The sequence below is a fragment of the Embleya sp. NPDC127516 genome (assembly GCF_044765325.1).
In the GTDB taxonomy this organism is placed as follows: Bacteria; Actinomycetota; Actinomycetes; order Streptomycetales; family Streptomycetaceae; genus Embleya.
Map to the genome: position 1 here is coordinate 58,225 of NZ_JBIWJT010000022.1, position 18,870 is coordinate 77,094.

General features: G+C 71.3%; 14 protein-coding genes and 1 tRNA gene. 7 read left to right on the forward strand and 8 right to left on the reverse strand.

Features of this window, described 5'->3' with window-relative positions; all coding sequences use genetic code 11:
- The first annotated feature begins 47 nt into the window (after nucleotides 1–47).
- The 3 genes from ACIRL2_RS34805 (at nucleotide 48) to ACIRL2_RS34815 (ending at nucleotide 3,283) form a co-directional block, all read left to right on the forward strand.
- Nucleotides 48–1,685, forward strand: coding sequence for an ABC-F family ATP-binding cassette domain-containing protein (locus ACIRL2_RS34805; RefSeq protein WP_395859375.1), 1,638 nt, complete (start codon nucleotides 48–50; stop codon nucleotides 1,683–1,685).
- A 22-nt stretch (nucleotides 1,686–1,707) separates the two neighbouring features.
- Nucleotides 1,708–2,595 carry a CAP domain-containing protein gene (locus ACIRL2_RS34810; protein ID WP_395859376.1) on the forward strand — a complete coding sequence of 296 codons (888 nt, stop codon included), beginning with the start codon at nucleotides 1,708–1,710 and terminating at the stop codon, nucleotides 2,593–2,595.
- A 196-nt stretch (nucleotides 2,596–2,791) separates the two neighbouring features.
- Nucleotides 2,792–3,283, forward strand: a complete 492-nt coding sequence (locus tag ACIRL2_RS34815) for a hypothetical protein (RefSeq protein WP_402237578.1) — start codon at nucleotides 2,792–2,794, stop codon at nucleotides 3,281–3,283.
- Between the two features lie 887 nt (nucleotides 3,284–4,170).
- Here the strand turns inward: ACIRL2_RS34815 and fahA are convergent.
- The 4 genes from fahA to hppD all read right to left on the reverse strand — a co-directional run bounded on the left by fahA (nucleotide 4,171) and on the right by hppD (nucleotide 8,654).
- Nucleotides 4,171–5,391, reverse strand: coding sequence for a fumarylacetoacetase (gene fahA, locus ACIRL2_RS34820; RefSeq protein ID WP_402237580.1), 1,221 nt, complete (start codon nucleotides 5,389–5,391; stop codon nucleotides 4,171–4,173).
- A 24-nt stretch (nucleotides 5,392–5,415) separates the two neighbouring features.
- Nucleotides 5,416–6,288 carry a hypothetical protein gene (locus ACIRL2_RS34825; RefSeq protein WP_395859379.1) on the reverse strand — a complete coding sequence of 291 codons (873 nt, stop codon included), beginning with the start codon at nucleotides 6,286–6,288 and terminating at the stop codon, nucleotides 5,416–5,418.
- Nucleotides 6,285–7,487, reverse strand: coding sequence for a homogentisate 1,2-dioxygenase (locus tag ACIRL2_RS34830; protein WP_395859380.1), 1,203 nt, complete (start codon nucleotides 7,485–7,487; stop codon nucleotides 6,285–6,287). Before ACIRL2_RS34830 ends, ACIRL2_RS34825 begins: the two co-directional genes overlap by 4 nt.
- A gap of 87 nt (nucleotides 7,488–7,574) precedes the next feature.
- Entirely contained in the window at nucleotides 7,575–8,654 is a 1,080-nt protein-coding gene (gene hppD, locus ACIRL2_RS34835; protein ID WP_395859891.1) for a 4-hydroxyphenylpyruvate dioxygenase, read from the reverse strand.
- A 200-nt stretch (nucleotides 8,655–8,854) separates the two neighbouring features.
- Between hppD and ACIRL2_RS34840 the strand changes: the two genes are divergently transcribed.
- Entirely contained in the window at nucleotides 8,855–9,406 is a 552-nt protein-coding gene (locus ACIRL2_RS34840) for an Lrp/AsnC family transcriptional regulator (protein WP_402237583.1), read from the forward strand.
- Nucleotides 9,407–9,617: 211 nt separating this feature from the next.
- Complete coding sequence (locus tag ACIRL2_RS34845) at nucleotides 9,618–12,134, forward strand: Tex family protein (RefSeq protein WP_402237709.1); 2,517 nt, start codon at nucleotides 9,618–9,620, stop codon at nucleotides 12,132–12,134.
- 1,190 nt (nucleotides 12,135–13,324) lie between these two features.
- On the opposite strand, the gene ACIRL2_RS34850 is transcribed toward ACIRL2_RS34845, so the two are convergent.
- Both ACIRL2_RS34850 and ACIRL2_RS34855 read right to left on the reverse strand, forming a co-directional pair.
- A complete protein-coding gene (locus ACIRL2_RS34850) occupies nucleotides 13,325–13,897 on the reverse strand; it encodes a Clp protease N-terminal domain-containing protein (protein WP_402237584.1) in 573 nt (190 codons plus the stop codon).
- A complete protein-coding gene (locus ACIRL2_RS34855; protein WP_402237587.1) occupies nucleotides 13,897–14,106 on the reverse strand; it encodes a helix-turn-helix domain-containing protein in 210 nt (69 codons plus the stop codon). Before ACIRL2_RS34855 ends, ACIRL2_RS34850 begins: the two co-directional genes overlap by 1 nt.
- Before the next feature lie 104 nt (nucleotides 14,107–14,210).
- Here ACIRL2_RS34855 and ACIRL2_RS34860 point away from each other — a divergent pair, with 104 nt between their 5' ends.
- Both ACIRL2_RS34860 and ACIRL2_RS34865 read left to right on the forward strand, forming a co-directional pair.
- Nucleotides 14,211–15,167 (forward strand): NAD-dependent epimerase/dehydratase family protein, encoded by a 957-nt coding sequence (locus ACIRL2_RS34860; protein WP_402237589.1) that lies wholly within the window; start codon nucleotides 14,211–14,213, stop codon nucleotides 15,165–15,167.
- 224 nt (nucleotides 15,168–15,391) lie between these two features.
- A tRNA-Leu gene (locus ACIRL2_RS34865) sits at nucleotides 15,392–15,478 on the forward strand.
- Between the two features lie 126 nt (nucleotides 15,479–15,604).
- Here the strand turns inward: ACIRL2_RS34865 and ACIRL2_RS34870 are convergent.
- Together ACIRL2_RS34870 and ACIRL2_RS34875 are read right to left on the reverse strand one after the other, a co-directional pair.
- Nucleotides 15,605–17,155: an MFS transporter gene (locus tag ACIRL2_RS34870; protein ID WP_402237591.1), complete on the reverse strand. Its 1,551-nt coding sequence runs from the start codon at nucleotides 17,153–17,155 to the stop codon at nucleotides 15,605–15,607.
- 284 nt (nucleotides 17,156–17,439) lie between these two features.
- Entirely contained in the window at nucleotides 17,440–18,771 is a 1,332-nt protein-coding gene (locus tag ACIRL2_RS34875; protein ID WP_395859394.1) for a serine hydrolase domain-containing protein, read from the reverse strand.
- Nucleotides 18,772–18,870 lie beyond the last annotated feature (99 nt).

Genomic DNA, 18,870 nt, shown 5'->3' on the forward strand with positions numbered 1-18,870 from the left:
ACACGGACGTCGTCATCCTTTCAGCGGCCGATAGGATTCGTATCCTCATGAGCGCCACGATCGTCGTCAAAGACCTTGCCGCCGGACACGGTGACCGTGTCCTGTTCTCCGGATTGGACCTGGTGATCGCCCCCGGCGACGTCGTGGGTCTGGTCGGGGTGAACGGCGCGGGCAAGTCCACCCTGTTGAAGCTCCTCGCCGGGCTGGCCGAGCCGGAGGCGGGAGCGATCCAGTTGAGCCCGCCGACCGCGTCGGTGGGCCATCTGCCGCAGGAGCCGGAGCGGCGCCCGGGCGAGACCGTGCGCGCGTTCCTGGCCCGGCGCACCGGGGTCGCCGCCGCGCAGGCCGCGCTCGACACCGCGACCGAGGGCCTGGTCGAGGGCCGCGCGGGCGCCGACGACGAGTACAGCATCGCGCTGGATCGCTGGCTGGACCTGGGCGGCGCGGACCTGGAGGAGCGGGCCGAGGAGGTCGCGGCGGATCTGGGCCTGGCGGTGGACCTGGATCGCGAGATGACCGCGCTGTCCGGCGGCCAGGCCGCGCGCGCGGGGCTGATGTCGCTGCTGCTCAGCCGGTACGACGTGTTCCTGCTCGACGAGCCGACCAACGACCTGGACCTGGACGGGCTGGACCGGTTGGAGCGGTTCGTCACGGGGCTGCGCGCGGGCACCGTGGTGATCAGCCACGACCGCGAGTTCCTGGCCCGGACGGTGGACCGGGTGGTCGAACTGGACCTGGCCCAGCAGCAGATCCGCAGCTACGGCGGCGGCTACGACGCGTACCTGGCCGAGCGCGAGGTGGCCCGCCGACACGCGCGCGAGGAGTTCGACGAGTACGCCGACAAGCGCGGCGACCTGGAGGCCCGGGCCCGGATGCAGCGCGGGTGGATGGACAAGGGCACCCGCAACGCGCGCCGCAAGTCCACCGACAACGACAAGATCAGCCGCAAGACCCGGTCCGAGGCGAGCGAGAAGCAGGCGTCCAAGGCCCGCCAGACCGAGCGGATGATCGAGCGCCTGGAGGTGGTCGAGGAGCCCCGCAAGGAGTGGGAGCTGCGGATGGAGATCGCCGCGGCGCCGCGCGCGGGCGCGGTGGTGGCCGCGCTGCACGGCGCGGTGGTCGAGCGCGGCGGCTTCACGCTGGGTCCGGTGACGTTGCAGATCGACTGGGCGGATCGGGTCGCGATCACCGGCGCGAACGGCGCGGGCAAGTCGACGCTGCTGGCGGCGCTGCTCGGACGGGCCGAGTTGACCGGCGGTCGGGGTTCACTGGGTTCGGGTGTCGTGGTCGGCGAGGTGGACCAGGCGCGCGGGTTGTTCCTGGGCGACCTGCCGCTCCTGGAGGCGTTCTGCGCGGTGGTCCCGGACCTGCTCCCGGCCGATGTGCGTACGCTGCTGGCCAAGTTCGGGCTCAAGGCGGCGCACGTGCTGCGCCCGGCGGCGACCTTGTCCCCGGGTGAGCGCACCCGCGCCGCCCTGGCCCTGCTCCAGGCCGAGGGGGTCAACCTGCTGGTCCTGGACGAGCCGACGAACCACCTGGACCTGCCCGCGATCGAGCAGTTGGAGTCCGCGTTGGAGTCCTACGAGGGCACGCTGCTCCTGGTCACCCACGACCGGCGGATGTTGGAGGCGGTGCGCACCACCCGGCGGATCGAAGTCGCGGACGGCCGGGTCACCGAGGTGTGATCCGTCGTTAGAATCCGAGGTCATGAACGAACTGCCGCCGGGTGCTAACCAATCCTTGCCGGGCGGCGTCGTGCGCGTACGCGTGCCCGGCCCCTTCGACATCTCCGCGCTGATCACGGGTGAGGACCGACGGGTGTCCGGCGACGCGGACTTCGTCTTCTTCAACCAGGTCTCGGCGCCGGGGGTACGGCTGGGCGGGGACACCGTCACGGTGGACCCGACCGGCCTGCGGGCGGGCGCCACGCGCGTGACGGTGGTGATCAGTCCCGCCGACACCACGCACACGCTGGGCGAGTTGCCGCCGCCGGCGATGACGCTCACCGGTGCGAGCGGCACACTGCTGGCGCGGTTCACCCCGCCTCGGCCGCGCGCCGAGACGGTGTTGTTGCTGGCCGAGATCTACCGGCGCGGTGCGGGCTGGAAGGTGCGCGCGCTGGGCCAGGGCTACGCGGACGGGCTGGCCGGGATCGCCCGGGACTTCGGGGTCGAGGTCGAGGAGCAGACCCAAACCCCGTCGGGGCTCTCCGAGTTCCAGCGCGGGGTGGTCGAGCTGACCAATGGCGAACGGGCCCGGCACGGCCTGCGCGCCCTCGTGCCACAGCCACAACTGACCGCGTGCGCACAGGCGTTCAGCGCGGACATGATCAACCGCGCGTTCTTCTCGCACACCGATCCGGACGGCCGCGAGCCGTGGGACCGGGCGATCGCGGCGGGCTATCTCTACAGCCGGATAGGGGAGAACATCGCGTGCGGGCAGCGCACGCCGGCCGAGGTGGTGCAGGGCTGGATGGACAGTCCCGGCCATCGCAAGAACATCCTCACTCCGGAGTTCACCGAGATCGGTGTCGGGTATGTCACCGGCGGCACCTACGGCACCTCGTGGACCCAGGTCTTCGGCACCCCGCGATAGCGCTCCCGGAGCCGGTGTCGAAGCTTCCCGGATTGGCCCGAACGGGTACAAAGCCGAGGCCGACGCCGGCCCCGACGGGAGCGTTGCCGTCCGGGTACGGGCACCCGGCCGCCCTCCCCCGCCGAACCGGCAACCGGGTGCGAGGGAGCCCGATGACGGTGCGCCATACTCGGTTGTTCGAGGCGAGGGAGATCACGTGCAGCTTGAGTTGGATCCGCCTTACGGCGTAGGGCCGATCAAGATCGGCATGTCCATGGACGAGGCAGAGGCGGCTCTGCGCGAACTCGGAGGAGATCTGTCGGGACGCACTCGTGGGTTCGCCCACTTCGGCGCGGACCTCTCGATTCATGTGGTGAGCGACAAGGACGGACTGGTCGAGGCAATCGAGGTGCACCGGTCCGAGGACGACTTCGCGGACACGGTGTTGTGTCTGGGCGTCGACGTCTTCGGTACGCCGGCCGTCGACGTCACCCGACTGCTCGGTGAACTGACACCCGTCCGGGTGGAGACCGAGGGGGCCTCGTTGGTGGCCCCCGACCTGCTGGTGGCCCTGTGGCAGCCGTTCGTGCCCGGACACGGCAACAACAACGGCGTCGTCGGCGAGGGCCTGTACTTCCGCACCGCTCTGGTGGCCGGTCCCGGCTACTACGACAAAAGCGGGCAACACCGGGCGATCCGCATCGGATGACCGGTACCCCATGAACCGAACCGGGCGGCCCGGCCGCCCGAGTGTGTGACCTGTCCGCTCGTCCGGCGAGGCATTCGCCGAGCGGGTGGAGTCCGGAGGGATCGCGACCGGGATCGAGGCGGGGGCCGGCGTCTCGGTACGCGAGACCGCGTCGTGGCACGTCGACGAACGACAACCGTGGATCGCCGCCGAGGACATGCTCGGCAAGGTCCACGACGTCGTCGACGGGTCGCACGGCCGGCCGGATTCCACCGCTCGGCGCCTCGCCGGACGCGGCGTCGGGTGCGGGCCGGTGGATCGGCCGTTGGTTTGCGTCGCGATCGAGGCCCACGAGGCCGCCACGGCCTCGTGTGGCGGGCCGTGGGAGCCGCCGGGACGCGCGACCCGCCGGAGGCCCGGAGGCCGCTCACACGGCGACGGTGGACGTCGGGAAGTCCCGGAACGAGTGCCCGCGAGTCCGCGGGCAGGCGAGTCCGAGGGTCCGCGAGTCCGCGAGTCCGCGAGCAATCGGAGTCCGAGAGTCCGCGGGCGATCGTTTTCGGACGGTCGGCCGGCCCGGTGATCCGATCGCCGTGCAACGCGTATTCCGTCGCGATCGCGGTGGGCGCGGAGGTACCGTCCGTCGGTCGTGCGGATGTGGGGGCACGCTCGATCGCCGAGCGGCAGGGCTTCGCCGACGCGCGGAAGGATGCCGTCAGCGTGGGCGTCGGAAGGCGGCCTCGCGCGGTCGCCCCTGGGGTCCGCCTCGGTCTGCGCCTCGAACCGTCCGCCTCGGACCGATCGCCTCGACGCGTCCGCCGCGGACCGTTGGCCGCGGAGCCTTGTCCCCGGACCGTCCGCCTCCGGCGATATGCCGGCTCCCGCAAGCTGCGGGAGCCGGCATCAGGTCAGCGCGCTGCCAGGATTCGCCCGCTTACCTCGCCGAATCCGATACGAGTGCCGTTCGGACCGGGGGCGGTAGCGGTGATCGTGACCTCGTCGCCGTCCTCCAGATAGGTCCGGGTGGACCCGTCCGGGAGTTTGAGGGGGTTCTCGCCGTTCCAGGTGATCTCGATCAGCGCGCCGCGCTGGTCGGTCTCGGGGCCGCTGACCGTACCGGAGGCGAACAGGTCGCCCGGGCGCAGCGCCGCGCCGTTGACGGTCATGTGCGCGAGCTGCTGCGCGGCCGTCCAGTACATCGCCGCGAACGGCGGCCGGGAGATCAGGTGGCCGTTGAGCCGGACCTCCAGGGCCAGGTCCAGGCCCCACGGTTCGCCGGCGCGGTCGTCCAGGTAGGGCAGTGGCTCGACGTCGCGCGCGGGGGGTGCCACGCGTGCGACGCCGAGTGCTTCGAGGGGGACGATCCACGGCGACACCGAGGTGGCGAACGACTTGCCCAGGAACGGGCCGAGCGGGACGTACTCCCAGGCCTGGATGTCCCGGGCGGACCAGTCGTTGACCAGGCACACGCCGAACACGTGGTCGGCGAAGTCGGCGAGCCCGACCGGCGTGCCGAGTTCGGAGCCGGCGCCGACCACGAAGCCGACCTCGGCCTCGATGTCCAGTCGGCGGGTGGGCCCGAACGAGGGCACCGCGTCGGTGGGCGCCTTGCGCTGCCCGCTGGGGCGCACGATCGGCGTGTGCGAGACCACCACGGTGCCCGCGCGGCCGTGGTAGCCGATGGGCAGGTGCTTCCAGTTCGGGGTCAACGGCTCGGAGCCGGGCCGGAAGATCCGACCGAGGTTGCTCGCGTGGTGCTCGGAGGCGTAGAAGTCGACGTAGTCCGCGACCTCGAACGGCAGCCGCAGCACCACTTCCCGACGCGGGATCAGGTGCGGTTCGATGCTCGCCCGCAGCTCGGGGTCGGTCAGCCAGGTGGTGAGCGAGGCACGTACCGCGGTCCAGGTCGCCCGGCCGGCCGCCATCAACTCGGTCAGGCTCGGCGCGTCCAGCACATCGGCCGGCGCCCCGACCGCGTGCGCCGCCGCGCCGGCGTCCAGCACGAAGTCGCCGATCGCCACCCCGACCCGCGGCCGGTCCGGCTCGCGGTCGGTGGCGAACACGCCGTAGGGCAGGTTGTCGATGCCGTACACCGTGTCGGTCGGCAGCGGGACCCAGGTGGTGGGCATGAGACGTCGGGCTCCTCGATCGGATCAGTCGCGCTGGTGCGGGGGTTCGCCGAGCAGACCCAGGGTGAGTGCGTCCTGGAGCGGCTCGGCGACGCTACAGGTGCCGTACGAGGTCAGGTAGCCACGCAGGCGGGTGCGCTCGGTCAGGGTCAGGTCGTGCGCCATCCGGGTGAGTTCGGCGCTGTCGCGGATCGCCAGCAGGTCGGCGAGCGCGTCCGGTTCGGCGCCGGCAACGGCGTGGTGGGTGGCGAGCATCAGGTTGAGGTACCCGTGGTGCTCGAAACCCGTGGTCGGGTCGGTGTGCCGCACGGCGTTGTGCAGCCCGGCCGTGACCTTGAACGGCAGTTCGCGGATCCGGCACGCGTACACGAACGCGGCCAACTCGGCCTCGTCCGGGAACGCGTGCGCGGCGGTACCGCCGGTGCGGAACTTGGGCCGCCCGTACGTGCCGGCGAGATTGTCCAGGTCTGCGTCCAGGCCCGCGCCCTTGAGGACCTCGACGTAGCCCGCCGTCATCTCCGGCAGGTGTTCGTGCAGCGCCGCGACCGCCTTGCCGATCTCACCGTCGCCGGCGACCTCGATGCCCTCCAGGAACAACCCGGGGGCGCTCAGGATGGTGCGTACGGCGGGACCCACCGAGGCGGGGCCGCCGGGAGCCACGAGCACCACACGCAGTGGCTCGCCGGAATCGGCGAGCGCGAGCAGGTCGGGCACGTGTGCCGCACCGACCAGGAAGTTGCGCACGAACGGCGCGAACCACTCGACGCGGTACACCCGGTGCGCGGGCACCGCCTCGGCCATCGGGGCGTTGCCGGGTGGGAACAACGCGGCGTCGTCCCACAGTCCGGTGAACAACGCGTGGTGCAGGGTCTCGGGTGCCTCGGTGGATGCGCTCATGGTCCGGGCGCCTTCCCGGCCCAGGTCCACGCGTAACCCGGATCCTCGCTCGCGATGCCGCCCTCGCCGACACCCAGCGGGCTGAAGGTGTCCACCATGACCGCGAGCTCGTCGAAGAACTCGATGCCGATGCTGCGCTCGTAGGCGCCGGGCTGCGGCCCGTGCGCGTGCCCGCCCGGGTGCAGCGAGATCGATCCTTGGCCGATCCCGGACCCCTTGCGGGCCTCGTAGTTGCCGCCGCAGTAGAACATGACCTCGTCCGAGTCCACGTTGGAGTGGTAGTACGGCACCGGGATCGACAGCGGGTGGTAGTCCACCTTGCGCGGCACGAAGTTGCAGATCACGAACCCCTGCCCCTCGAACACCTGGTGCGCGGGCGGCGGTTGGTGGATCCGGCCGGTGATCGGCTCGAAGTCGGAGATGTTGAACACGTACGGGTACAGGCACCCGTCCCAGCCGACCACGTCGAACGGGTGGGTGGGGTAGACGTAGCGGGTGCCGGTGATCTCGCCGCCCAGGCCGCGGTGCTTGACCAGCACCTCGACGTCCGTGCCCTCGGCCAGCAGCGGTTGGACCGGCCCGCACAGGTCGCGCTCGCAGAACGGCGCGTGCTCGAGCAGTTGGCCGAATCGGGAGAGGTAGCGCTTGGCGGGCGTGATGTGCGAGTTGGCCTCGATGCAGTACGCGCGCAGCGGCTCCTCGGTGCCGGGCACCCACCGGTGGGTGGTGGCACGCGGCAGGATCACGTAGTCGCCGGGGCCGACGGTGAGCGCGCCGAACACGGTCTCCACCGTTCCGGAGCCGGACTCGATGTACACGCACTCGTCACCGAGCGCGTTGCGGTACAGCGGGGAAGGGCTGCCCGCGACCACGTAGGAGATCCGTACGTCGCCGTTGCCCAGCACCAGCCGCCGACCGGTGACCGCGTCGACGGCCTTCCACTCGTTGTCCGCGAACAGCTCGTGCAGCTTGAGGTGGCGCGGCTTGAGCGGGTGGTTGGCGGTGACGCTCTGGTCGGGGACCTCCCACACGCTCGCGTCGGCGATCGCCGACGGGATCGCGCGGTGGTAGAGGAGCGAGGAGTCGGAGGTGAAGCCCTCCTCGCCCATCAGCTCCTCGTAGTACAGGCCGCCGTCCGGGCGGCGGTGCTGGGTGTGCCGCTTCGGCGGCACCTCGCCCACGCTGCGGTAGTACGCCATGACTGCCCGACTCCTCCGTCCGCTCCCGCTGCCCTGTCGGCCCGTGTCCTGCCGGCCGCCGCCGTACGCGACGGCCGGCCCCGCGGCCTAGAGGTTGCCGCGGCGCTCCTGCTCGCGCTCGATCGCCTCGAACAGCGCCTTGAAGTTCCCCTTGCCGAATCCGAGCGAACCGTGCCGCTCGATCAGCTCGAAGAACACCGTCGGCCGGTCCTGCACGGGCTTGGTGAAGATCTGGAGCAGGTAGCCGTCCTCGTCGCGGTCGACCAGGATCTTCAGTTCGCGCAACGTCTCGACCGGTACCCGGGTCTCGCCGGCCCATTCCCCGAGCGTGTCGTAGTAGCTGTCCGGGGTGGACAGGAACTCGACGCCCATCTCGGCCATCGCGCGCACCGAGGCCACGATGTCGCCGGTGGCCAGCGCGATGTGCTGGACGCCGGGGCCGCCGTAGAACTCGAGGTACTCGTCGATCTGCGACTTCTTGCGGCTGACGGCGGGCTCGTTCAGCGGGAACTTCACCCGGTGGTTGCCGCTGGTGACCACCTTGGACATCAGCGCGGAGTACTCGGTGGCGATGTCGTCGCCGACGAACTCCTTCATGTTGGTGAAGCCCATGACGCGGTTGTAGAAGGCGACCCACTCGTCCATCCGGCCGAGCTCGACGTTGCCCACGCAGTGGTCGATGGCCTGGAAGTAGCGCTTGGGGTGGGCGGCGGGCTTGCCGCGGAACAGCGGCTCGGCGGCGACGAAACCGGGCAGGAACGGGCCCTTGTAGCCGGACCGGTCCACCAGCGTGTGCCGGGTCTGGCCGTACGTGGCCAGCACCGCGGTACGCACCGTGCCGTGCTCGTCGGTGTCGTCGTGCGGCTCGACCAGCACGGTCGCGCCGTTCTCCCGGGCGAAGGCGATGGCCTTGTCGACGTCGGGAACCTCGATGGCGATGTCGGACACACCGTCACCGTGGGCGGCGGTCGCGACGCCGACCTCGGTGCCGGCGTGAACCTCGCCGGTGATGCGGAAACGTGCCTTGCCGGACACGAGCACGTACTCGGCGACGTCGCGGCTCCCGGTCTCGGGACCGCGATAGGCGACGCAGGTCATCCCGAACGCCGTCGAGTAGTAGTGCGCGGCCTGCTTGGCGTTGCCGACGAAGAAACGAACATGGTCCATCGCGACGACCGGGAAGGGGTCTCCCGCCGGGTCGTGCTCGACGGCGCCGACGAGGGCGTCGGTGTCTTCAAGGGTGGTGAAGGTGCTCATGACGCGCGATCCCCTCGGAAAGGAACGGATGCCGAAAGTACACTTCCGAATGCAACATCTGACAAGGTTCGATCTGCGAGCTATGCAATTTGCCTAGATGGGCGGCCCGTATGCGGGATGATCTACAGGATTCGCGCAGCACGCTCGACGAATTGGACGTGCGTCTCATCCGGGCCGGCCGACTACACCCGCGGGCGGGCATGTTGGAACTGTCCCGGGTGATCGGTGTCTCCCGCGCCACGGTCCAGGCCCGCCTGGAGCGGATGGAGGCGGCGGGGGTGATCACCGGCTACGGCCCCGAGGTCGATCTGGTCGCCGCCGGGTACCCGGTTCTGGCCTTCGTCACACTGGAGATCGCCCAGGGCGGCCTGTCCGGCGTGGCCACCGCGCTGAGCGCGGTCCCACAGGTGCTGGAGGCGTACGGGACGACCGGCATCGGCGACGTGCACTGCCGGATCGCCGCCACCTCGAATCAGGACCTGCAACAGATCCTGATCGACATCAACCGCATCCCCGAGGTGGTCCGCTCCACCAGCGTCATCGTCTTGTCCGAGGTAGTCCCGATGCGCACCCTCCCCCTCCTCGAAGCCCAGGAACGCCGCCGCCCCAGCCGCGTCCCGTCCCTGCGCGACACCAACGCGCCCCCGCCCCCGGAAGGCTGAACCAAGCTCGACCGACGCGGCGGACAGGACGCGGGGACAAGGCGCGGCGGACAGAGCGCGACACCGCGACCCGAACCGGCGCCCGGGCGGCCGGCGGGTGGCCGGACCGGGAATCCGGGGGTGGTGGCGGTGGGGCAGGGCGACAACGGGGGGTGTGGCCCGAGAGAATGCCGGGGGCAGGCTTGGTGATGAGGTGGATCGGGACGTGACGATGTCGGTGTCGGGGCAGCAGGGTTCGGAGCAGGGCGCGCAGCAGGATGTGCATCGGCGGATCGCCGAGGAGCTCGGGGTTCGGGAGGGGCAGGTCAGAGCGGCGGTCGAGTTGCTCGACGGCGGGGCCACCGTGCCGTTCATCGCCCGGTACCGCAAGGAGGTGACCGGGACCCTGGACGACACGCAGTTGCGCAACCTGGAGGAACGCCTGCGCTACCTGCGGGAGCTGGAGGAGCGCCGTACCGCCGTGCTCGCCGCGATCGAGGCGCAGGGCAAGTTGGACGACCCGCTGCGGGCGCAGATCCTGGCAGCGGACTCCAAGGCCCGGCTGGAGGACATCTACCTCCCGTACAAGACGAAGCGGCGGACCAAGGCGCAGATCGCCCGCGAGGCCGGTCTGGAACCGCTCGCGCTCGGCCTGCTGGCCGACCCCTCGCGCGACCCGGCCGCCGCGGCGGAGGCATTCGTCGACGCGGACAAGGGTGTCGCGGACGCGCAGGCGGCGTTGGACGGCGCGCGCTCGATCCTGGTCGAGCGGTTCGCCGAGGACGCCGACCTGATCGGCGCGCTGCGCGAGCGGATGTGGACGCGCGGGCGCGTGGTGGCCAAGGTGCGCGAGGGCAAGGAGGAGGCCGGCGCCAAGTTCGCCGACTACTTCGACTTCGCCGAGCCGTTCACCCGGCTGCCCTCGCACCGAATCCTGGCCATGTTCCGGGGCGAGAAGGAGGACGTACTCGACCTGACCCTGGCGCCCTCGACGGACGAGGAGGTCGACGGCCCGACCGACTACGAGCGCTCGATCGCGCACGCGTTCGGCATCGTCAACCGCGACCGCCCGGCCGACAAGTGGCTCGCGGACACCGTGCGCTGGGCCTGGCGTACCCGGATCCTGGTGCACCTGGGCATCGACCTGCGCGGTCGGCTGCGGCAGGAGGCCGAGGACGAGGCGGTCCGGGTGTTCGCGGCCAACCTGCGCGACCTGCTGCTCGCCGCGCCGGCCGGCACCCGCGCCACGATGGGCCTGGACCCGGGCCTGCGCACCGGGGTCAAGGTCGCGGTGACCGACGACACCGGCAAGGTGGTCGCCACCGAGACGATCTACCCGCACGAGCCGCGCCGCCGCTGGGACGAGTCGATCGCCACCCTCGCCAAACTGGCCGCCGCGCACCGGGTGGACCTGATCGCGATCGGCAACGGCACCGCATCCCGCGAGACGGACAAGCTGGCAGCCGAACTGATCTCCAAGCACCCCGAGTTGGGCCTGACCAAGGTGATGGTGTCCGAGGCGGGCGCGTCGGTGTACAGCGCCTCGGCCTTCGCCTCGCAGGAACTCCCGGACCTGGACGTGTCGTTGCGCGGCGCGGTCTCCATCGCCCGCCGACTCCAGGATCCGCTGGCCGAGTTGGTCAAGATCGACCCGAAGTCGATCGGCGTCGGCCAGTACCAGCACGACCTGTCCGAACTGAAGTTGTCCCGCTCGCTGGACGCGGTGGTCGAGGACTGCGTGAACGCGGTCGGCGTGGACGTCAACACCGCGTCCGCGCCGCTGCTCACCCGGGTGTCCGGGATCGGCGCGACGCTGGCCGACAACATCGTGCAACACCGGGACGCGAACGGCCCGTTCAAGACCCGGCGCGACCTGAAGAACGTCGCGCGACTGGGCCCGAAGGCGTTCGAGCAGGCGGCGGGCTTCCTGCGGATCCCGGCCGGGGACGACCCGCTGGACGCGTCCTCGGTACACCCGGAGGCGTACCCGGTCGTCCGCAAGATCGCCGCGGCGGCGGGTGGCGACGTCCGGACCCTGATCGGCGCGGCGCCGAGGCTGCGCGCGCTGGACCCGAAGGCGTTCACGGACGAGAAGTTCGGCCTGCCGACGGTGACCGACATCCTGCGCGAGTTGGAGAAGCCGGGGCGTGACCCGCGGCCGGCGTTCAAGACGGCGACCTTCAAGGAGGGCGTCGAGAAGCTGTCCGACCTGCAACCCGGCATGCTCCTGGAGGGTGTGGTCACCAACGTGGCCGCGTTCGGCGCGTTCGTGGACGTCGGCGTGCACCAGGACGGCCTCGTACACGTCTCGGCGATGTCGAAGACGTTCGTGAGCGATCCGCACGACGTGGTCAAGTCGGGCGACGTGGTCCGGGTCAAGGTGCTCGACGTGGACATCCCGCGCAAGCGGATCTCGCTGACACTGCGGCTGGAGGACGAACCGGAGCAGCGCGGGGCGCGTGGCGATCGGGGCGACCGGGCCGACCGCGGTGACCGCGGCCCTCGCGGCCCTCGGCCGGAGCGCGGGGCCCGCGACGGTCGGCCTCAGGGCGACGGGCGACAGAGCGGTGGCCGGCAGGGTGACGGGCGGCAGGGCGGTGCGCGCCAAGGCGGCGGCTCGGGCAGTGGTCAGGGCGGTGGCCAGGGCCGGCGCGCGACTCCCCCGAAGCAGAGCCGAGGGCCGCAGGGCCCGGCCGGAGGCGGCGGCGCGATCGCGGACGCGCTGCGGCGGGCCGGCTTGGTCGAGTGAGGACGTGAAGTAGGACAGGGCGGTGGGATGAGGGCGGTGATCGCGGCCGGGCGGGACTGTGGGAATCGGGCTTCCCGGCCGCGTTCGGACCGTAGCTTCCCAGCCGCGTTCGGACTATGTGGGGACTGAAGTGATCGAGCCGGGTCAGGCGCGCCTTCACTCCGGATTCACTCCGGACGGTCCGGCCCGGCCGGCCCGGACGGTCCGGCATTGGCCCGCGTGGGGGATGGGCTCCGCATCCGGGCCGAGTCGGCCGAGTGGGCGCTGACCGGACCCGATCGGACGGGCGGGCCTTCCACCCTGGGCGACAAGGCCCGTCCGGAGTGATCGGGCCGGGTCAGTGGCCCACTCCGCACGGTTCGGCCCGGCCGGCCCGGACCCGGACGGTCCGGCATCGGTCCGCGTGGGGCATGGGCTCCGCATCCGCATCCGGGCCGAGTCGGCCGAGTGGGCGCGCTGACGGACCGGCCGGGCGGGCGGGCCTTCCTCCCCGGTGACCAGGCCCGTCCGGAGTGATCAGGCCGAGTCAGGCGGGCCCTCACTCCCGACGGTTCGGCTGGCCGGCCCGAACCGGACGGGCCGGCATCGGCCCGCGTGGGGCATGGACTCCGCATACGCAATCGGGCCGAGTTGGCCGAGCAGGCGCTGACGGACCCGATCGGGCGGGCGGGCCTTCCACCCCGGGCAACAAGGCCCGTCCGGAGTGATCGGGCCGGGTCAGGCGGGCCCTCACTCCGGACGGTTCGGCCCGAACCCCGGACGAGCCGGCATCGGCCCACATGGGGCATGGGCTCCGCATCCGCATCCGGGCCGAGTTGGCCGCGCAGGCGCCAACCGGACCCGGCCGGGTGGGCGGGCGTTCCACCCCGGAGACAAGGCCCGTCCGACCCGACCGCAGGCGCCGGAGAATGAGGCCCGGGTGGGGCTTCCGGTTCCCCGGCTCCCTTCGGGATGAGCAGGATCAGCGGGCTGAGCTGAGCCGGACCGGGTAGTGGGTCGGCCCTCCGCTCCGACCTGTCGATGGGCCGTCCACCCGGTGCGCGCGTGGGTTTCGGAGCCGGCCACCGGCGTTGGCCGGGCCGCCGCTCGTCGGGCGAGGGCGTACCGCTACGTCTCCGGTCGGCCGTCGGGCGAGGGCGAGGTCGAGGTCGGCCCACGACGTCCCGGTCCCCCATCGCCCGTGGGCGTGGTCAGCCCGCCTGTGCCGTCGGCGCCAGTGCCCGCAGTACCGCCGTGTGGGTGACGCCGTGTTCCGCGAGCAGATCCGCGACCACGCCCGAACAGGCGGTGATCGCGAGCAGGATGTGCTCGTCGCCGATGTGCCGCTGACCGCGGGCCACCGACTCGCGCAGCGACTGCTCCAGCACCTTCCTGGCGCCGGGCGCGAACGGGACATGCCCAGTACGCCCACCGAACGGCCACAGCCGGCGCCGCCGTCGGCCCACCGCCAACGCGCCCTCGCCGTGCGCCTGTTCGACGCGCGCGACGATCTCCCCCACGTCGATCCCCAGGTCTGCGAGCGCGGCCTCGTCGGCCTGCGACATGCCGCCGCGCCGCCGGGCCCGGGCCAGTCCGCGTTCGAACTCGTCCCGACTCGCCACGAACCCGAGCGTCGCCAGCGCGACCGAGGCCTGCGTACCCTGCGCGTCCAGCAGCGCCGCGAGCATGTGCTCCCCCTCCACGCGGGCGTCCCCCGCCCGCCGCGAATGCTCGATGGCCCCGTACACGACGCCCCGGGCACTGTCCGTGAACCTCTCGAACATCAGTTCCTCCCGTGCTTCTTGTGCACCGCCTGGCGGCTCACCCCGAGCTCGGCCGCGATCTCCTGCCACGACCACCCCTGCACGCGCGCACTGCGCACCTGCACGTACTCCAATTGCTCGAGCAGCCGGCGCAGCGCGGCCACGGCCCGTAGGCCCACCCGTGGATCCCGGTCCCCCGCACGACTGGCGAGGTCGGTTGCTTCGGTCATGACCGTCAACCTACGTTGACATCTCGGGCCTGTCAACCACAGTTGACATGCGACATCGAGAATGCGGGCGCGCCCGTCCCGGCGACCCGATACGGTCGCGAACCATGCGAATTCTTGTGCTCGGGGGCACCGCGTTCGTGGGCCGGGCGATCGTCGAGGACGCCCTGGCCCGGGGCGCCGAGGTGACCCTGTTCGGCCGAGGCAGAACCGGCACCGACCTCTTCCCGCAGGCCGCCCGACGGATCGGCAACCGCGACACCGGCGACTACACCGCGCTGCGCGACGGCGAGTGGGACGCGGTGGTGGACGTCAGCGGATACGTACCGCGCCACGTCGGGCAGGCGATGGCAGTGCTCGGCGACCGGGTCGGCCGCTACCTGTTCGTCTCCAGCCACGCCGTCTACGTACAGTCCGGAGTCGGCCCCGGCTCGGACGAGGACACCCCTCGCCGCGCACCCGTCCGCGACACCGAGGTACTCGACAACGACACCTACGGCCCCTGCAAGGTCGCCTGCGAGGACGACGTACTCGCCCGCTACGGCGACCGCGCCACCATCGTGCGCCCGGGCAAGGTCGCCGGCCCTCACGACGTACAGGAAACCTTCACGTACTGGAGCCGCCGAGCCGCCCGCGGCGGCCGCGTCGCTCTGCCGGGCCGACCCGAACAGCCGATCCAAGTGGTCGACTCCCGCGACCTGGCCCGCCTGGTCAACCGACTCCTGATCGACAACCGCCCCGGCGCCTTCCACGCCGTAGGCCCCGCCGAACCCACCACCCTGGGCGACCTGATCCACACCTGCGCCCGGGCCGCCGGCACCGAGGTGGAAATCGTCCCCATCTCCCCCGACGCGGTCCCCGGCCCCTTCCCCCTGGTCACCCCCGAGCCCCAATGGCCCGCTCGCCAACGCAGCGCCACCCGAGCCCGCGCCGCCGGCCTCTCGACCACGCCGCTGTCGATCACCGCCGCCGACGTCCTCGCCTGGGACCGCTCCCGAGGCGAACCCCCACTGCCCCAGGGCCTGACCCCAACCCAGGAGGCCCACCTACTCAACGGGCCCTGACCCACCCCACCAACCCCACCAATCCACCCCGCCCCCAATCCACCCCAGCCAGGCCCGGCAACCAAACCACCCCGGCCCCGGACCTCCCCCACCACCGAACCACGCACCGCGCCAACCCAGGCCAACCCCCCCAGGTCAGCCCCACCCATCCCGGTCCGATTCCCCTCCGGATCTTTGATATGGTTCTCCACGTCGCCGCACGAAACACCAGCGGAGACCACCCGGTCCGGGTGGCGGAATTGGCAGACGCGCTAGCTTGAGGTGCTAGTGCCCGAAAGGGCTTGGGGGTTCAAGTCCCCCCTCGGACACCACGAGAGACCCCTGTTGATCAGGGGTTTTTCTGCATTTACGGCGTGGGGCGTGCGACGCCGGGAAGCTGGAAGGTCCCTGCGCGGAGTTGACTTGGTCGTAACCGGTCGCGCCGATCCGACGCCCGGTCAGCCTCCCGGCCCCGCGGGGCCGTCGCCGCGTAGGCGTTCGAGGTCCGAGGCGCGGACCTGGATGACGAACATCGCGATCACGGCGGCGATCACCGCGAAGATCGCGGCCGTCACGAAGGCGGCGGAGATGCCCGTGGTCAACACCTGGTGGCTCCAGGGCGCGGGCAGGTCGCCGGTGCGCTCGAAGGCGGCGCGTTCGGCCGGGGTGGCCTGGGCGAGGAAGGCCGGGACCTGGTCCTTGGCCTCGTTGCGGTTGGCGGTGCCGAAGACGGTGACCAGGATGGACAGGCCGAGCGAACCGCCCACCTGTTGGGTGGCGTTGAGCAGGCCCGAGGCGGCGCCGGTTTCCTTGGAGGCGACGCCGGAGACGGCCATCAGGGTCAGCGAGACGAATTGCATGCCCATGCCGAGGCCGAAGACCAGCGTCGGGCCCAGGATGCTGCCGGCGTAGGTGCTGTGCACGTCGGTACGGGTCAGCCAGGCGAGACCGGCCGCCGCCAGGAGGGCACCGACGACCATGAAGGGTTTGGGTCCGTAGCGCGGCAGCAGTTGCGACGCGAAGCCTGCGCCGACCGCGATCACCGCGCTGATCGGGAGGAAGGCCAGACCGGCCTCGATCGGACTGAAGCCCAGGACGTCCTGGACGAACAGGGTCAGGAAGAAGAACATCCCGAAGATCGCCGCCGCCAGGCACAACATAATGCCGTAGGTGCCCGACCGGTTACGGTCCGCGAACATCGCCAGGGGGGTGATCGGCTGCCTGGATCTGCGCTCGATGGAGAGGAAGATCGCCAGCAGCACGACGGCCGCCGCGAACGCGGCGAGGGTCAGGCCGTCCCGCCAGCCCTCCTGGGCCGCCCGGATGAAGCCGTACACGAGCGAGCCGATGCCCAGGGTCGAGGTGAGCGCGCCGAGCACGTCGAAGTGGCCGGGATGTCGCTCGGACTCCCTGATGTAGCGCGGGGTGGCCAGTGCGATGAGCACACCGATGGGCACGTTGACGAAGAACACCCACCGCCAGTCCAGCCATTCGACCAGGATGCCGCCGGCCAGCAGCCCGATCGCGCCGCCGCCCGCGGAGACCGCCGCGAAGACGCCGAAGGCCCGGTTGCGGGCCGGGCCTTCGGGAAAGGTCGTGGTGATCAGGGCGAGGGCGGTCGGGGAGGCGATGGCGCCGCCGACGCCCTGCAGCGCCCGGGCGGCGAGCAGTTGCGGCGCGGTCTGCGCGAGTCCACCCAGTAGCGAGGCGACCACGAACAGCAGCACGCCGAAGATGAACACCCGCCTGCGGCCCAGGATGTCGCCCGCACGCCCGCCGAGCAGCAGCAGACCGCCGAAGGTGAGCGTGTACGCGTTGAGCACCCAGGACAGGCTGGTGGTGGAGAACTCCAGCGAGCGCTGGATGTGCGGCAGCGCGATGTTCACGATGGTGATGTCCAGCACCACCATGAGCTGACACGAGGCGATCACCGCGAGCGCGGCGCCATTGCCGCCGCGTCGTTTCGGTGCGGCGGCGGTCTGCGAGGGTGTCGCGTGAGGATTCGCCATGGTGGGTCCCGCGGTTGCCGAGGGCCGCGCCACGCGGCGCCGTCCGGCGGGAATCGACGGTCTCCGACCGATCCGGTGCGGTTCGGCGGTCCCGACGATCCGGTGTGCGTCGACGGCCCCGACGATCCGGCAATGGTGCGCCCGACCGGACGGGGTGCGCTCACTCGTTCGACCGTAAGCCCGGACCCGAACCGGCACCACCCGGGGCGCCTGGCACACGCGGGATGGTGCGGGTCGGATCCGGGCTCACCGGGCCGTGCTCCCCAAGGCGGCCCGGCGGCGGGTCAGGCGGTCTTCGGGGTGGCGCGTACGCCCATGTGTATGTACGGCGAGCCGTCGGCGAGTTCGTAGAAGACCACGTTGTCCCACAGCGGGCTGCCCTCGCGGCGGCCCACGAACGTGGTCTCGTCGACGGGTATCAGATCCCAGTCCATCTCCGGCGAGATGTCGGCCAGCGCACCGGTGATCCGGATGTTCAGGTGCAGCTTGGCGTCGTCCTGGACACTCACCGTGGCGAGGCAGCCCACCCGCTCGTACGTCCCCGCGTGGCGCGCGACGTCCACGTCCACCGGTGTGTCGGGCGGGCCGAGCAGCTCCGGCATCTCGACGTCCGCGAGCACGGCGAACAGCTCGGCGCCCAGGGTGCGTTGCAGCGCGGACGTCTCACCGCCGTTGGCCAGCAGGCAGACCACCGTGCCGGTGTCGGGCAGGACCCAGAGCATCGCGGACTGGCCGATGGTGTTGCCCGCGTGCATGATCACCCGGTGCCCGGACCACTCGTCGAGGATCCAGCCGATCCCCCACTCCGGAGCGATCGTGTACGGATTGGGCAGGCGCACCTGCGGCTCGGTCATCGCGCCCGGCGCGGCCAGCAGTTCGGTACCCAGGTGGGCCAGGCCGAACGCGACCACGTCGCTGGCTCGCGCGCAGATCAGGCCGGCCGGGCCCATGGCCCGGGTCAGGCCCCATACCGAGGTGGGGCTGCCGTCCTCGACGTGCCCCGTCGCCGCACCGAAGCGCAGCACGTCCTCCGGCAGCGTCCAGGTGTGCGTCAGACCCAGCGGCTCACAGATCTGCTCGCGCAGCGCCGCGTCCCAGGTCTTGCCGGTGAGCCGCTCGATGATCCGTCCCGCGATCACGAAGCCGGAGTTGCAATACGAGAACGACTCGCCGATCGGGTGGTTCTGGGTCAGCTCGGCGCAGGCCGCGACGTACTTCTCCAGACAGTCGTCGCCGCGCCCGGAGTCCAGGAACAGGTCACCGTCGATACCGGAGGTGTGCGTCAGCAGGTGCCGCACCGTCACCGTCTTGGTCACCTGCGCGTCGGCGACCTTGAACTCGGGCAGCAGGTCGACGACCGGCGTGTCCAGGGTGAGCCGGCCCTGCTCGACCAACAGCATCAGCTGGGTCGCCGTCCACACCTTGCTCACCGAGCCGATCTGGAACAGCGAGTCGGTCGAGACCGGAGTACCGGTGTCCTTGTTCAGCACCCCGGCGACGAAGGTGTGTACCTCACCCTCGTGCGCGAACGCCAGGCTCGCGCCCGGTACGTCGTATCGGGTGATCAGCTCGGCGAGACGGGCATTCCAGTGGGCGGAGTCGACGGTTGCGGCCATGGGACCTCTTTCGCGAGTGGGCTCGGCGGCGTACCGGCACGCTACGCGGACGAAGCGCTCCCGCTCATGGCCGTGACGACGAACCCGAGGGCAACCCTT